The sequence below is a fragment of the Yersinia sp. 2466 StPb PI genome (genome assembly GCF_041538325.1).
GTDB classification, from domain to species: Bacteria; Pseudomonadota; Gammaproteobacteria; order Enterobacterales; family Enterobacteriaceae; genus Yersinia; species Yersinia enterocolitica_E.
Genome location: NZ_JAULSL010000001.1, coordinates 3,821,145 through 3,834,854 on the forward strand (window position 1 = coordinate 3,821,145; position 13,710 = coordinate 3,834,854).

A 13,710-nucleotide genomic window follows, 5' to 3' on the forward strand; every position below is an offset into this window, starting at 1 on the left:
AACAAGCAGAGGCAAGAGCTGGATATGGGAATGGGAATGGGAATGGGAATGGACCGAGTAAACAGGAGCAGCCCCCTGAAACTTGAAAGGTGACGGGTATAAAACCGGAGCCATTGCGGCTCCGGTCTAAAGATTAGATAGCAATCGGCGCTTTAATTCCTGGGTGAGGATCGTACCCCTCAATTTCAAAATCCTCAAAACGGTAATCAAACAAAGAGTCAGGTTTCCGTTTGATAATCAGTTTCGGCAATGCACGTGGCTCACGGCTTAATTGCAGATTTGTCTGCTCAATATGGTTGCTGTACAAGTGTGTATCCCCCCCTGTCCAGACAAAATCACCCACTTCCAAATCGCATTGCTGCGCCATCATATGTACCAGTAAAGCATAGCTGGCAATGTTAAATGGCAAGCCGAGGAATACATCACAAGAACGCTGATACAGTTGACAAGAAAGCTTGCCATCTGCCACGTAGAACTGGAAGAAAGCATGGCACGGCGCCAGTGCCATTTGCTCCAGTTCACCCACATTCCATGCTGAGACGATGATACGGCGTGAATCGGGATCCTGCTTAAGCTGTTTTACCACGTTGCTGAGTTGGTCAATCTTACGACCATCTGCAGCCCCCCAAGCCCGCCATTGCTTGCCATAAACCGGGCCAAGGTCGCCGTTTTCGTCAGCCCATTCATCCCAGATTGAGACATTATTTTCCTTCAAATAGCCAATATTAGTATCGCCATTGAGGAACCATAACAGCTCATGGATGATGGAGCGCAAATGGCAGCGCTTAGTGGTTACCAGTGGGAAACCGTCTTGTAAATTGAAACGCATCTGATGCCCGAAAATCGACACAGTACCGGTACCGGTACGGTCAGCTTTTGGAGTGCCTTCTTCCAGAACTTTTTTCATCAAATCCAGATACTGTTTCATGTTACCTCACGAAAGTTGTTGCGCAGGACGGCGATACGCCCAAATCATCATAATGATACCGGCCAGAATCATAGGTACAGAGAGTATCTGCCCCATGCTGATCACGCCATCGAACAAGCCGAGTTGAGCATCTGGCTGGCGGAAACACTCCACAATAATACGGAACGCACCATAACCAATCAGGAATAGGCCAGAAACACTGCCCATAGGACGCGGCTTACGGATAAATAGGTTCAGGATGATAAATAACACCACCCCTTCAAGAATCATTTCATACAGTTGCGAAGGATGACGCGGCAGTACACCGTATTGATTGAATATCGCCTGCCATTTCGCCGGGTCAGCAGCAACGATGGCGATATCTTCGCCACGAGAGGTTGGGAATAACATCGCCCACGGGGTATCGGTAGTCACACGGCCCCACAACTCGCCGTTGATAAAATTACCGAGCCGGCCCGCGCCTAAACCAAATGGAATAAGGGGAGCAATAAAGTCAGCGACCTGGAAGAAATTGCGTTTAGTGCGGCGGGCAAACCACAACATCACGCAGATGACACCAATCAAACCGCCATGGAATGACATACCGCCATCCCATACCTTAAACAGGTACAGTGGATTATCGAGGAACATCGGCAGGTTATAAAACAGCACATAACCGACACGGCCACCGACAAATACCCCGAGGAACCCCGCATACAGCAGGTTTTCGACTTCTTCTTTGGTCCAGCCACTACCCGGTTTATTTGCCCGACGAACCGCCAACCACATGGCGAAGACAAAACCCACCAGATACATTAAACCGTACCAATGAAGGGAAACCGGGCCAATGGAAAAAATGACCGGATCAAATTTAGGAAACGCCAGATAGCTATTGCTCATCTATCACCACGAAATGTCTCATATTTTGAGAAAATTAATGTTCTTGCCCGGTTAGGGCTACAGGTTGCGCATAATAGCATAGGCTTAGGCCGGTCTGGGCTGCACCAAACAGAAAAGTTCTGTAAACAACACAACCCCAGAAAGTGAATGTCACTCGCAAACAAACCAAAAAGCCTTGGAATAGTCGCCAGTGACTGGCACTAACAACGCTATAGCGCCAACGGGATACGCTTACTTCCCGCCGCGGATCAAGCCGCCTAAGCCCCTGCGTTCCATAAACGCGGCTGTTAAATGACGCACATCAGTGGTCATTTGGGCGCTCAATACTCGTTCGGCCAATGCTGCCGCATCTGCTAAATCGATATTGCGCAGCAGGTATTTAATTCGTGCCACACTGCGACCGTTCATACTGAGATTGCGATAACCCAGCCCGACCAGCAACAATGCGCCCATCGGGTCACCCGCCATTTCACCACAAAGGCTCACCTGCAAACCCGCTTGTGTCGCCTGCGTCAAAATATGGCTAAGCACCTGTAGCATCGCCGGATGCAGGCTGTCATACAGCGACGCAACGCGAGTATTATTGCGATCTACTGCCAGCAAATATTGGGTCAGATCATTGGTGCCAACTGAGATAAAATCTACTCGCGACTTGAGGTAGGGCAGCATAAAGATCATCGCGGGTACTTCTATCATTACCCCCAATTTAGGCTGTGGCAATTTATAGCCCAAGACTTCTTGAACCTCACGCCCAGCACGATCGATCAGGCGTTTAGCTTCATCGACTTCTTCCAGGCTGGTGATCATTGGCAATAGAATACCCAAATTACCGGTTCCGGCATTGGCACGCAGCATCGCTCGAACCTGGATCAAGAAGATCTCTGGCTGATCGAGCGTTACACGGATCCCGCGCCAACCCAGGCATGGGTTTTCTTCGCTGATGGGCATGTAGGGCAACTGTTTATCGGCACCGATATCCAAGGTACGTAACGTGACGGGTTTGTTGGGATAAAGCTGTAACATGCCTTGATATTGCGCAACTTGTTCCTCTTCCGATGGGAAGCCGCTTTGCAACATAAAAGGGATTTCAGTGCGGTATAGACCAACACCATCAACCCGCCCACCCAGCAATTGCTCATGTTCCGGGCTAAGACCCGCATTCAGCATCACCTGAATCCGCTCACCACTTTTCAGGGCCGCAGGTTGTTCGACATCGTCTTCAGCCAGCTTGCTGAGCTCAATCTCTTCAGTAACCAGCCGCTGATACTCTTTGACCAGTACCGGTTCGGGATCAACCAGCACCTCACCACGGTAGCCATCAACAATCAATAGCCGCTGGTTCAGCAAAGCAGGCTGGATATCAGCGCCCATCACCGTTGGGATGCCCATGGCGCGCACTAAAATCGCGGCATGCGAGTTAGCGGCACCATCACGCACCACCACCCCCGCCAGACGATCTTGTGGCACCTCGGCTAATAGAGTGGCGGTTAACTCATCGGCAACCAGGATAAAACGCTCAGGCCATTGGCTGGCCCCAGAGGTGCTATCATCGAGGTGGAACAACAAGCGCTGACCTAATGCCCGCAGGTCACTGGCTCGCTCACGCATATAGGTGTCTTGCAGGCTGGCAAATTGGGCGGCAAATTGTTCAACCACTTGTTTAACGGCCCATTCAGCCACCGAACCGGCGTCAATTTGCGCGAAAAGCTCACGCTTCAGGCGAGCATCATTTAACAGGTGCGAATAGAGATCGAAAATTGCCGCGCTCTCTTTTTGTGAGCTGGCAGCAAAACGCTTACTGAAGCGACGGAATTCTGCCGCAGCCTCTTCCAATGCCTGAGTCAGGCGTTCACGCTCCTGAACAGTATCGAGCGTTGAGGCCTCATAAACCAAATCAAGGGACGGTTGTGAAGTATCCTGCCAACCTTCCGCCACTGCCACGCCAGGAGCCGCCGCCAGCGCGCGGATTCGTGTTTGACGATATTGGCCAAAAATCGCATTCAGTTGCGATTGGGAGAGGATCCCCGCCAGTTGTGTGGCCAGCGTAACCATGAACGACTCTTCGCTCTCATCAAACTGGCGATGCTCGCGCTGCTGTACCACCAATACACCCAGCAACTGTCGACGATAAATAATAGGTACCCCGAGAAACGCCCGGAAGCGATCCTCTTTAACTTGTGGTACATATTTAAAACTGGGATGACTCTGAGCATCGGCCAGGTTAATGGGTTCGGCCAAACGCCCCACCAGCCCGACGATACCTTCGTCAAAAGCCAGCGTAATGGTGCGACCACGGGGCTTTTTCAAACCCCGTGTCGCCATCAGGTAGTAACAACGGCGGTCATTATCTGCCAGATATATCGAGCAGACTTCCGTGTCCATCGCCAGACAGGTTTCATTGACCAACAGCTCTAACGCATCCGTCAGGCTGGTTGCCATCGCCACTTTCTCAACTATTTCTCGCAAACGCATGAGCATGATCGGCTTAACTTAACCTCTTTTACGGCGATAAGCGGGCGGTACCCGTGGTGGAATAACCTCCTGCACAGGCATTACGGTTGCAGCAAATTCTTTCATCACACGACGATAAACATCACGTTTAAAAGAGACCACCTGACGCACCGGATACCAATAACTGACCCAGCGCCAGCCATCAAACTCCGGGGTACTGCTACGTTGCATGTTGATATCGGCTTCATTACACATTAACTGTAGTAGAAACCATCGTTGTTTTTGGCCGATGCACACCGGCTTTGTATCCCAACGCACCAAACGCTTTGGTAATTTGTAACGTAACCAGTTACGGGTTGAAGCCAGAATTCGGACATCCTTTTTGTTAAGTCCTACCTCTTCAAAAAGTTCGCGATACATTGCCTGCTCTGGTGTTTCACCGGGGTTTATTCCCCCTTGTGGGAACTGCCAAGAGTGCTGACCGTAACGCCTGGCCCACAACACTTCTCCCTGCCGATTACAAATTACGATACCCACGTTCGGGCGGTAGCCATCATCATCGATCACCGGACTACCTCGATAAGCTTAAAACTCAAAGATGCTCTGATTGTTTCACACTAGCAACAGGCGGTAAACCACTGCTTATCAGCCAGCTAAACCTGATAACTCGGGGATAACTCACAGATATAAGCAAAGTTATGAACACCCTCAGGGCTACGCACGACATTTTATTCACTTTTTCTGTGGATATAGGTGTGTAGAACTCTAGGGAAAAGTAGGTACAACTCATTTTAACGGAATAATACGACAAAAATATCTAAAAAAATAAATGATTAATTTCAATAAAATAACAGGTTTCCCACAGGTTTTCACGGCAGTAATATGTGATCTATCTCCGTTTTGGATCTGTAGCTGGCTAAAGATCCATCAATGTAGTTTTTATCCACAGATAATGCGTCAAAGTTATGCAAAAAAGAGTAAAACTCGCAAAAAAAGCCGTCGTCAAGGCTGTAAATTGAACCAGTGATCGGGATTTATTGGGGTTATCCCATAAATCTGTGGATAAATAGGTGTAAGATCCTGTTCATTATCGCTGTCAGTAGGTGCACAAGATAATCAGAATAAAAGTATTTCATCCGTGGGAGGAAAGAAAACTTCCGTTAAATCATGCTATTATTCATTCCATCCACAATGCATAACAATACATCTAGCGTCACTTTTAATTCAGCTTGTTTTTTAACCGACTTTAGCAGGTTTATCCCCATGTCTGTTTATTCACTGCCACCGGCACCACCCACTGATGAACATCAACTTTTTCAACGTGCTCAAGCTTTGTCAGGTTTTACCCTTGGCGAATTGGCAGCGCGTGCTCAATGGGTTATTCCGGCGGACTTAAAGAGGGTAAAAGGTTGGGTTGGTATGTTGCTGGAGTTTTATTTGGGGGCCAGTGCTGGCAGTAAACCTGAACAGGACTTTGCCGACATCGGCATTGAGCTGAAAACCATACCTATCAGCGCTCAGGGCAAACCATTGGAGACCACCTTTGTTTGTGTCGCCCCCCTGACCGGCAACAGTGGCATCACTTGGGAAAGCAGTCATGTGCGGCATAAACTGGCCCGAGTATTGTGGGTACCCGTAGAAGGAGAGCGGCAGATCCCGCTCGCGGAACGTAGAGTCGGCGCGCCTTTATTATGGAGCCCGAATGCGCAAGAAGAAGAACTACTGCGGCGTGACTGGGAAGAGTTAATGGACCTTATCGTTCTTGGCAAAGTAGAAACCATCACCGCTCGCCACGGTGAGGTACTCCAATTGCGCCCGAAGGCCGCCAATAGCCGTGCGTTAACTGAAGCCATCGGTGAAAAAGGGCAACCGATCATGACACTACCCCGTGGTTTTTATCTGAAAAAGACCTTTACTGGCCCGATGCTGGCCCGTCATTTCTTGTTGTAACCAGTGCGCTAGACTCCCTACTACAACACCAATTACTTTGACTCTGTTCCGATTAATAAATAAAAGCGTATAATTGTATTTTTGTGTTTCCGTAAGGTGTATAGGCGCAATGTTTGAATGGGTTGCCGATCCAAATGCCTGGTTGGCGCTAGGCACGCTGACTATCCTGGAGATTGTTCTTGGGATAGACAATATTATTTTCCTCTCTTTGGTGGTCGCAAAATTACCTAAAGCGCAACAAAACAGAGCCCGCCGTATTGGCTTGGCTGGGGCCATGTTAATGCGTCTCGCATTACTTGCTTCTATTGCCTGGGTTATCCGCCTGACCGAACCTCTGTTTACAGTGGCAGGCCACGGTGTCTCTATGCGGGACTTGATCCTGTTGTTAGGGGGGCTGTTCCTTATCTGGAAAGCCAGCAAGGAAATTCATGAAACCATTGAGGGGAGCGATACTGAACACACCAGTAATGTCAGTTCTTTCTTTGCGGCTATCGTGCAAATTATGCTGTTGGATATCATCTTTAGTCTGGATTCAGTGATAACAGCAGTTGGGCTGTCAGATCATCTGTTTATTATGATGGCTGCCGTGGTTATTTCTGTCGGCGTGATGATGTTTGCTGCCAGACCAATTGGTGAGTTTGTTAATCGCCATCCATCAGTCAAAATGCTGGCGCTCTCTTTCCTGATATTGGTCGGTTTCACGCTGATGTTGGAAAGTTTCCAGATCCACATTCCAAAAGGCTACATTTACTTCGCTATGTTCTTCTCAATGGGGGTTGAAACCCTGAATTTGATGCGCGGAAAAAAGAGTAAGCCAACTGATAAAAAAACATCTACTCAATAGATTTAAAGGTGCGAGAAGGCTGCTTGCAATAGAGAGGCCCAAGGATGGGCCGAGCAATACACTTGCAAGATAGCGGGTTCAACACCTTCCAGGAGCAGTTCACGGCCCCGTTTCCCACTTTTTTCTGTACTTTTCCCTTACACGCTTCCCCCAACTGCGGTGCTTCGATATAGTCGAATAAGGCAAGTTTTACTTATACCCAAAAAATTGGTGTTTCAGTAAGGCCAAACGAACACATCCTGAAGCAGTTATTCAAATAGAAAATTCGGGTGCGTGGGCGTAGCTAACGACGCTGCAATACCAACTACCAAAGGTATGGCCTGATAATTTCAGACATTAAGGAAGGTCGGCAATGCAATATCATCGTATCCCCCACAGTTCATTAGAAGTCAGCCTGCTGGGTCTGGGCACCATGACATTTGGTGAACAAAATAGTGAAGCCGATGCCCATGCGCAACTGGATTACGCCGTTGCGGCCGGTATTAACTTGATCGATACCGCAGAAATGTACCCAGTGCCCCCAAGGCCAGAAACCCAAGGGTTAACTGAGCAATACATTGGTAACTGGATAAAAGCACGCGGTGAGCGTGACAAAATCATTTTAGCCAGTAAAGTCTCCGGGCCATCACGCGGCAGCGATCAACCGATTCGCCCCAATATGGCACTGGACCGGAAAAATATCCGCATCGCGTTGGAAGATAGCCTTAGACGCCTCAATACTGATTATCTCGATATTTATCAGTTACATTGGCCACAACGTGAAACCAACTGTTTTGGTAAATTGAATTATCGCTACAGCGAACATACTGCAGTGGTCACCTTGCTTGAAACACTGGAAGCCCTGAACGAGCAGGTGCGGGCAGGGAAAATCCGTTATATCGGTGTATCAAATGAGACCCCATGGGGGGTGATGCGCTATCTGCAACTGGCAGAAAAACATGATTTACCGCGTATTGTCTCAATACAGAACCCCTACAGCCTGCTTAACCGCAGCTTTGAAGTTGGTTTGGCCGAGATAAGCCAACATGAAGGCATTGAGCTATTGGCTTATTCCAGCCTGGCCTTCGGCACCCTGAGCGGCAAATACCTTAATGGCGCAAAACCTACCGGCGCACGGAATACATTGTTCAGCCGTTTTACACGTTATACCGGGCCACAATCCGAGTTAGCGGTAGCGGAATATGTGGCACTGGCAAAACGTCATGGGCTGGACCCCGCACAGATGGCGCTGGCTTTCGTTCGCCAGCAACCGTTTGTGGCCAGTACACTGTTAGGTGCAACCACACTGGAACAACTGAAAAGTAATATTGATAGCCAGAATGTCGTTCTGGAGCAGGAGGTGCTTAATGCATTGGAAGAAATCCACACCCGCTTTACCTTCCCTGCACCTTAAATTCAGTTGAGTTCAAATAGCAAAAAGGCCGCTAATGCGGCCTACAACTCTTTTTTAAAATCAATCACTTACATATAAAACAGTCACTTATATGCGTGCTGCTGCGTGGTGAAACCTGCTCCCGCGTAGGTGATTTGGGCAATTTGTGGATCACTATCAGGTTTAGTCTTTACTTTGTTTGGCCATCTTTGCAGAAAGGTACGACCAGATCTAAAAGTTGGCTAAGTGCCAAAAGCTGACTTAGCGCCCCCAACATGTGCGGCTTTTAGTGAAGTCGAATCCGCAATAAAAAAACCATTGCCGTGACTGGATTAATTAACTTTCATTTGAACTATCAGTCGGCTCAGCCTTCAAAAAATCCTCCAATGTCATAGATTTGCTTTCGTCTCTCTCCAAATACTCATTGAATCTATCTTGAAAAACCTCATCTTTATACCTAACAACCCCAGGGCCCATCCGGCCTATATCAATGATGGCATCAAAAATCACATGCCTGATGTCAGTTGTCAGCGTTATAAAACTGTTCCAATCGATATTTATACGATTTAAAAATTCTTGGCCGAATCGCACTTCGTAGTAAGTACCATCACTTTTCAATAATGCAGATCGTCCAAAAGAGTTTCTGGCATCAGGTATTTCTCTAACGGCGACAATACCTGCAGAAGTGAGTAGCTCCTCAAATCCGATATTCCCTTCTGTTACAACATTAAAATCGGGGAAGTTAATCCCAGAAAGAAAATCGGCAAGTCGCCTGTATTTAATTACACCTCGCGCAACTTCTCTATTCTGAGCATTACCAATAGTTGAAATCATTGCTGTTTTCAAGTCTTCAATCTGCTCAGTGATTGTAAATAACTTTCTGCTCTCGACCTGTTGTTCTCTCTGTTCTCGAAGAAGACGCTGAAAGAGAAAACCCCACTGTTTTTTGAGATGATTTTCGATATCTTCAATTTTTCCGAACGGAATAATGCTGTTTCCTTTATTCCTGTGAGAAAGAAAATTGATAAATTCGAATATATACCTTGCTGTTTCGGGCTTATCGATAGAAGGGAATGTGATCTTATCAACTAGTTCTTTATTCTTCTGATATACATGATGATCATGCATCACTTTTTCATCGACAAAAGCAAATACTGGTACAGCTGCATCTATAGCTTTCAATACCTCTAATTGAGTTATCGATAGTTTTTCTGGATCATTCAACACTGTTACATCAAAACTGGTGTTAACTAGGTTTTCTAAATCTACATTTGACAATGCATCAGGTATTGCTTTCCCACCAAAGCGAGAGCCGATAAGAACTACAACGATATCGGAATTTGGCACTTCTTGAATACAACTTGTATGAGTGTGTGCCCTAGGATCATAAAGCACATCAGAATACTCACTTAAAATCGGGTCATAGCCTATTCTCAATAAAAATGAGCGAAGTTGCTCCCTTGCCATACCGAGGTCATAGCATGTTGACGACACAAATACTTTAGGACTTGGCACATGTTCTCCTTGAAAATTTTGCGTTTAACATAAAACTCCTTGCCCGGAAATAGGAAATTTTCTTACTTTTTCCTAATTTTAACTAATCCCAAATTAACGACTATGTGCATAATTTTCAATAGATTGTTTATTAAAACATAATAAATCTTCAACAAAACACATTCAGAGGATACGAAAAGTATTCTTAGATTTACTCATGAACAACCACTGAACTGAATATTTAGCCATCGGTTTAACATACTCTTCAGTCTACAGTATTAGTAGTTGAGAGAAGTTTATGACACTTAGCCGACTTTAAAATTTAATTACATCCAGAATAGCGAGAGTGTTAGATTGAGAATAAATCAGAGCGATTGTTCTGGAAAAACTCTAAAGTCGTGGCCAATTTTTGTTGACCACTACAGATAAATATATCGTTCTGATGTAGCCCTACGAGGAACCATACCCACTGTAATTATTTCTTCATCAACCTCTGGAACATATGAAACTACAGGGTCTTCTTTTCCATACTGCACGCACTGAAGTGAAACGCCTTTGTCACTAAGATATTTGGTGAATATCTCTTTAGTGACCTGTTTCAGATGTCCCTTGAATTTATCTGTAATCGGTAAGTCGATCATTTGGCACTTTCTGATTTCTTAAGAACTACTGGCCGTAGCCAAAGGGTTAAATCTAACTGCATCCTGCAAGTAGTCCGGTGCAAGATGCGCATAAGTCATGGTTTGCAAAATATTGGAGTGACCGAGTATCTTTTGCAGTGTCAAAATATTGCCTCCGTTCATCATAAAGTGGCTGGCAAAGGTATGCCGTAATGCATGGATTGCCTGACCTTTTGGTAAGTCGGGGGCAACCTCTTTAAGAGACTGCCGTACCAGCAAATAATCAACATCTGGAAAAACCTTTCCATTACCTTTTGCTTTCAGCTCTTTAAATAATTCCGACGAAATTGGCACTGTTCTGTTCTTGCCGTTCTTGGTATTAACGAAAGTCACACGTTGCTGAATAACATCATTTTGGGTCAGCTTAACAACCTCGCCCCACCTCGCGCCGGTGGATAGACATAGCTTTGCGGCCAGTTGTTCTTTACCCGTTAGTAAATCGAGTAAGGCGCTAATCTCATCTTTAGATAAAAATCCCATCTCACGCGCATGAATGCGCATCAAATTAATACCAATGATTGGATGTTCGTTGTGATAGTTACCGTTATCAATCAATACAGTGAACAGCGACGACAAAGCCCCTTGTTCGCGGTTGACTGTGGCCGGTTTTATTCCATTTTCAATACGTGCTGCTCGGTAGTCAGCAAAGCTGGCGCGGTTGACCTGCGATGCTTTGGGAAATCCCATAGCTTCATCAATGCGCTCTAATTTTTGCAATATGCTTTTACCTGCTTTCATTGTTTGGCCTTGGTATTTCCACCACAGCGCTATTAATTCTGTCAGAAGCCGGTTGTCTGCTGGTTTTTCCAGCCAGTCTTTATCATTTTGTGTAGCAATAGCCCAGCGTTCAAATTGCTGCGCCTCAGACTTAGTTTTAAACTTCTTCCTGATCCGCTTCCCTTCACGGCCTTGTGGTCGCACATCGACCATGTAGCCTTCAGCGCCAAGTGACTTAATACTCATCGAAGAAGTTCCTTTCGTAGCAAATCCCGCCTTTACCCCAAAATTTCTTTATTTTGTAGGCAATTAACCAACCTTCTGGCATTTTTGGTTCGCAGATGTGCTTTCTGGCCCATCAGGGGAGAGATCTGGTGAGATCTGGCCGATTTCTGGTGCGACATCCCCTGTCATTAACCACATCGTGTATTTCTTGAATTGGGGATTGTTAACTACAAGCTCAATAACTTTTAAACCAGCCTCTACCTGACCAGTTTCATAATTCTTAATTGTTCCGAGTGGGATACCTGCTTGTTCGGAAAAAGACTTCTGAGTTAGCCCTTCAGCTTTGCGGATGGCTTTTAGCTTTTGCGCATAAATGCTTGACAAGGTCACGTCCAAATGACTATCCTCTTATCAAGGTCACGTGTAAGTGACCTAAACAACTTAAAAGTGCGTGATCTTAGAGGGTATCACTTATGCTAAAGAAACAGAATAGAAGTGTGAATACGTCAATTATCAGGGAGTTGCCCCCAGATTATCCTTTTGGCGATAAGTTGTCTGAGTCCATCGCTGACTATGCCAAACGACTAGGTATCAACAAGAACACGATCCGCACCCAAGCTGATACCGGACGTTTACCTATCATCCAGCAAAAGAAAGGCTCAAAGCGTGAAGTGAATCTATATGCGATTTACTTAAACGCCCGCTATAAAGCCGAGCGCTATGTGGAGATGATGAATTGATTAGCCCATTGCAACTATCCGCTGCTGCAAGCCAATTAGTTTACAACCCATGTCATGCGCTGGTGAAAGTCAGCGAACACACCTGCGTTTATCGTGGATTCTCTATTACCCGCCTGAAGCGGAACAAAATAAATTTGATTACTCGCTACCAAGTGAGCCAAGGCGATCAGTCTTACGGCAAGTTTGACGCGCAGGCACAGGCGACGAATTACATTGATCGATTGCATGAGATGAAGGGTTAAAGCCCTCCCTCAAATAAATCAATTTGCGAAAGGGTTTTAAAGATAACTAGGAAAAGATAATGACTAGAACTGCGACACTAAAAAATAGTAATGGTGACCAGGTCGGGATTAGTTTTCGCTATTCAAACCATGGCAAAGGGCAAATCCTTAATGAGTCTGATTTTCTGGTTTTATTTCGGAAGCATTATCAATGTAAGTCTGGAGAGCAGCTGCGAGATCCTTCGCCATCTCAAGATTTAATGAAGTAAATAAAATTCCATCTTTAGGCAGTTTGCTTGGCGGGATTAAATCGTAGTGGAATCGAATACCTATATTTCTGCCGGAATCAATGTATCGGCACTCAATTTCGGCAGGAATGTAAACAGGAACAATTTTATTTTTCATAAATTCAATTTCCTTTGTGGTTGGTAGGTATAACGCCGGGGTTCCTTCTCACAGTATGAACCGGCGTAAAAACAGTACCACAAAAAAACGTGCGCCGGGCGCGATGCACTACCCCTGCAACTACTCATTTGATGGAGATCACTTTATGACCGCTAATCAATGTCCGTCACTGGCTGCAATGCTACGAAACGGCCAAGAAATGAACCGACGCCAGTTAACGCACCGTTTTCATTATCACGGTTGGTTAGAAACGCCAGACGGTCGACACTTCCAACCGAAAGCTAGCGAAGTGCAGTTTATCCCAGGACTGAGAACACCTTATATGGCGAAACCCAGAGCACCACGTCGCTGGTTTTCCCGCCTTATGGGGATATTCGCTTAACTCATCTTTGCCGGAGGTATTGCTATGCAAAAGTCTGCAAGAGCAATTGAACTCACAGCGGAGCAAATAAAAATCGGCCTTATTCAAACGGCCAACGTCCGGCTAATGCTTAACAAAGCATTAAGGAGAACGAACAGAGTTTCCGCATTTTTATCAGGTGTGTCATTTCGCCACAGAGGTTTGATTTACTTCACCGCTGGGCTGCATCGCGATAAACATAAATTGAAGTTTCACGAATTGGATGAATCGGATCGGTTGGCTGTTATTAAGGCGATGAGGGAATTATCGGAATTAACCGTCACATTCCCGAAAGAACTACCCGATGCTGATGCTGTAATCAATCAAGACCCGTAATTAATGACCAGAAAAACCACAGGCGTTTTATACCGCGCCGGGATTCCTATTGCCTGAAAACGAGGAAT

At 46.0% G+C, this 13,710-nt stretch carries 16 protein-coding genes; 7 read left to right on the plus strand and 9 right to left on the minus strand.

What is annotated here, in order from left to right:
* Positions 1-133 precede the first annotated feature (133 nt).
* The 4 genes from thyA to rppH form a co-directional block, all read right to left on the minus strand.
* The gene (gene thyA, locus Q2T72_RS17380) at positions 134-928 is read right to left on the minus strand and encodes a thymidylate synthase (RefSeq protein ID WP_083162868.1); all 795 of its coding nucleotides are present in this window, start codon (positions 926-928) and stop codon (positions 134-136) included.
* Between the two features lie 6 nt (positions 929-934).
* On the minus strand, positions 935-1,807 hold the full coding sequence (gene lgt, locus Q2T72_RS17385) for a prolipoprotein diacylglyceryl transferase (protein ID WP_083162866.1): 873 nt from the start codon (positions 1,805-1,807) through the stop codon (positions 935-937).
* Positions 1,808-2,038: 231 nt separating this feature from the next.
* Positions 2,039-4,285, minus strand: a complete 2,247-nt coding sequence (gene ptsP / locus Q2T72_RS17390) for a phosphoenolpyruvate--protein phosphotransferase (protein WP_083162864.1) — start codon at positions 4,283-4,285, stop codon at positions 2,039-2,041.
* A 12-nt stretch (positions 4,286-4,297) separates the two neighbouring features.
* Positions 4,298-4,825 carry an RNA pyrophosphohydrolase gene (gene rppH, locus Q2T72_RS17395; protein ID WP_083162862.1) on the minus strand — a complete coding sequence of 176 codons (528 nt, stop codon included), beginning with the start codon at positions 4,823-4,825 and terminating at the stop codon, positions 4,298-4,300.
* Positions 4,826-5,521: 696 nt separating this feature from the next.
* On the opposite strand from rppH, the gene mutH reads away from it, so the two are divergent.
* The 3 genes from mutH to Q2T72_RS17410 all read left to right on the plus strand — a co-directional run bounded on the left by mutH (position 5,522) and on the right by Q2T72_RS17410 (position 8,445).
* A complete protein-coding gene (gene mutH, locus Q2T72_RS17400) occupies positions 5,522-6,208 on the plus strand; it encodes a DNA mismatch repair endonuclease MutH (RefSeq protein ID WP_050073625.1) in 687 nt (228 codons plus the stop codon).
* Between the two features lie 109 nt (positions 6,209-6,317).
* Positions 6,318-7,052 carry a TerC family protein gene (locus tag Q2T72_RS17405; protein WP_083162858.1) on the plus strand — a complete coding sequence of 245 codons (735 nt, stop codon included), beginning with the start codon at positions 6,318-6,320 and terminating at the stop codon, positions 7,050-7,052.
* A gap of 352 nt (positions 7,053-7,404) precedes the next feature.
* On the plus strand, positions 7,405-8,445 hold the full coding sequence (locus tag Q2T72_RS17410) for an NADP(H)-dependent aldo-keto reductase (protein ID WP_372559792.1): 1,041 nt from the start codon (positions 7,405-7,407) through the stop codon (positions 8,443-8,445).
* 315 nt (positions 8,446-8,760) lie between these two features.
* Here Q2T72_RS17410 and Q2T72_RS17415 read toward each other — a convergent pair whose 3' ends face one another.
* From Q2T72_RS17415 to Q2T72_RS17430, 4 genes are all read right to left on the minus strand, one after another.
* A complete protein-coding gene (locus Q2T72_RS17415) occupies positions 8,761-9,939 on the minus strand; it encodes a DUF4062 domain-containing protein (protein ID WP_372569544.1) in 1,179 nt (392 codons plus the stop codon).
* A 398-nt stretch (positions 9,940-10,337) separates the two neighbouring features.
* On the minus strand, positions 10,338-10,559 hold the full coding sequence (locus Q2T72_RS17420) for a hypothetical protein (protein ID WP_372569545.1): 222 nt from the start codon (positions 10,557-10,559) through the stop codon (positions 10,338-10,340).
* Between the two features lie 18 nt (positions 10,560-10,577).
* Positions 10,578-11,561, minus strand: a complete 984-nt coding sequence (locus Q2T72_RS17425; protein ID WP_372569546.1) for a tyrosine-type recombinase/integrase — start codon at positions 11,559-11,561, stop codon at positions 10,578-10,580.
* A gap of 63 nt (positions 11,562-11,624) precedes the next feature.
* The gene (locus Q2T72_RS17430) at positions 11,625-11,924 is read right to left on the minus strand and encodes a helix-turn-helix domain-containing protein (protein ID WP_372569912.1); all 300 of its coding nucleotides are present in this window, start codon (positions 11,922-11,924) and stop codon (positions 11,625-11,627) included.
* A gap of 89 nt (positions 11,925-12,013) precedes the next feature.
* On the opposite strand from Q2T72_RS17430, the gene Q2T72_RS17435 reads away from it, so the two are divergent.
* Both Q2T72_RS17435 and Q2T72_RS17440 read left to right on the plus strand, forming a co-directional pair.
* Positions 12,014-12,280, plus strand: a complete 267-nt coding sequence (locus tag Q2T72_RS17435; protein WP_372569547.1) for a DNA-binding protein — start codon at positions 12,014-12,016, stop codon at positions 12,278-12,280.
* Positions 12,277-12,522, plus strand: a complete 246-nt coding sequence (locus Q2T72_RS17440; RefSeq protein WP_372569548.1) for a hypothetical protein — start codon at positions 12,277-12,279, stop codon at positions 12,520-12,522. The genes Q2T72_RS17435 and Q2T72_RS17440 overlap by 4 nt, the downstream gene beginning before the upstream one ends.
* A 147-nt stretch (positions 12,523-12,669) precedes the next feature.
* Here the strand turns inward: Q2T72_RS17440 and Q2T72_RS17445 are convergent, their stop codons facing one another.
* Complete coding sequence (locus tag Q2T72_RS17445; RefSeq protein ID WP_053008867.1) at positions 12,670-12,906, minus strand: hypothetical protein; 237 nt, start codon at positions 12,904-12,906, stop codon at positions 12,670-12,672.
* 145 nt (positions 12,907-13,051) lie between these two features.
* On the opposite strand from Q2T72_RS17445, the gene Q2T72_RS17450 reads away from it, so the two are divergent.
* Both Q2T72_RS17450 and Q2T72_RS17455 read left to right on the plus strand, forming a co-directional pair.
* Positions 13,052-13,288: a phage filamentation protein Fil family protein gene (locus Q2T72_RS17450; RefSeq protein ID WP_050873239.1), complete on the plus strand. Its 237-nt coding sequence runs from the start codon at positions 13,052-13,054 to the stop codon at positions 13,286-13,288.
* Between the two features lie 24 nt (positions 13,289-13,312).
* The gene (locus tag Q2T72_RS17455) at positions 13,313-13,642 is read left to right on the plus strand and encodes a DUF5347 family protein (protein ID WP_145567543.1); all 330 of its coding nucleotides are present in this window, start codon (positions 13,313-13,315) and stop codon (positions 13,640-13,642) included.
* The last annotated feature ends 68 nt before the right edge of the window (positions 13,643-13,710 follow it).

Coding starts and splice junctions, on each gene's coding strand:
- Q2T72_RS17425 (WP_372569546.1), bottom strand. CDS start 11,561: ATGAGTATTAAGTCACTTGGCGCTGAAGGCTACATGGTCGATGTGCGA.
- Q2T72_RS17435 (WP_372569547.1), top strand. CDS start 12,014: ATGCTAAAGAAACAGAATAGAAGTGTGAATACGTCAATTATCAGGGAG.
- Q2T72_RS17420 (WP_372569545.1), bottom strand. CDS start 10,559: ATGATCGACTTACCGATTACAGATAAATTCAAGGGACATCTGAAACAG.
- Q2T72_RS17445 (WP_053008867.1), bottom strand. CDS start 12,906: ATGAAAAATAAAATTGTTCCTGTTTACATTCCTGCCGAAATTGAGTGC.
- Q2T72_RS17450 (WP_050873239.1), top strand. CDS start 13,052: ATGACCGCTAATCAATGTCCGTCACTGGCTGCAATGCTACGAAACGGC.
- lgt (WP_083162866.1), bottom strand. CDS start 1,807: ATGAGCAATAGCTATCTGGCGTTTCCTAAATTTGATCCGGTCATTTTT.
- thyA (WP_083162868.1), bottom strand. CDS start 928: ATGAAACAGTATCTGGATTTGATGAAAAAAGTTCTGGAAGAAGGCACT.
- Q2T72_RS17455 (WP_145567543.1), top strand. CDS start 13,313: ATGCAAAAGTCTGCAAGAGCAATTGAACTCACAGCGGAGCAAATAAAA.
- ptsP (WP_083162864.1), bottom strand. CDS start 4,285: ATGCTCATGCGTTTGCGAGAAATAGTTGAGAAAGTGGCGATGGCAACC.
- Q2T72_RS17410 (WP_372559792.1), top strand. CDS start 7,405: ATGCAATATCATCGTATCCCCCACAGTTCATTAGAAGTCAGCCTGCTG.
- Q2T72_RS17405 (WP_083162858.1), top strand. CDS start 6,318: ATGTTTGAATGGGTTGCCGATCCAAATGCCTGGTTGGCGCTAGGCACG.
- mutH (WP_050073625.1), top strand. CDS start 5,522: ATGTCTGTTTATTCACTGCCACCGGCACCACCCACTGATGAACATCAA.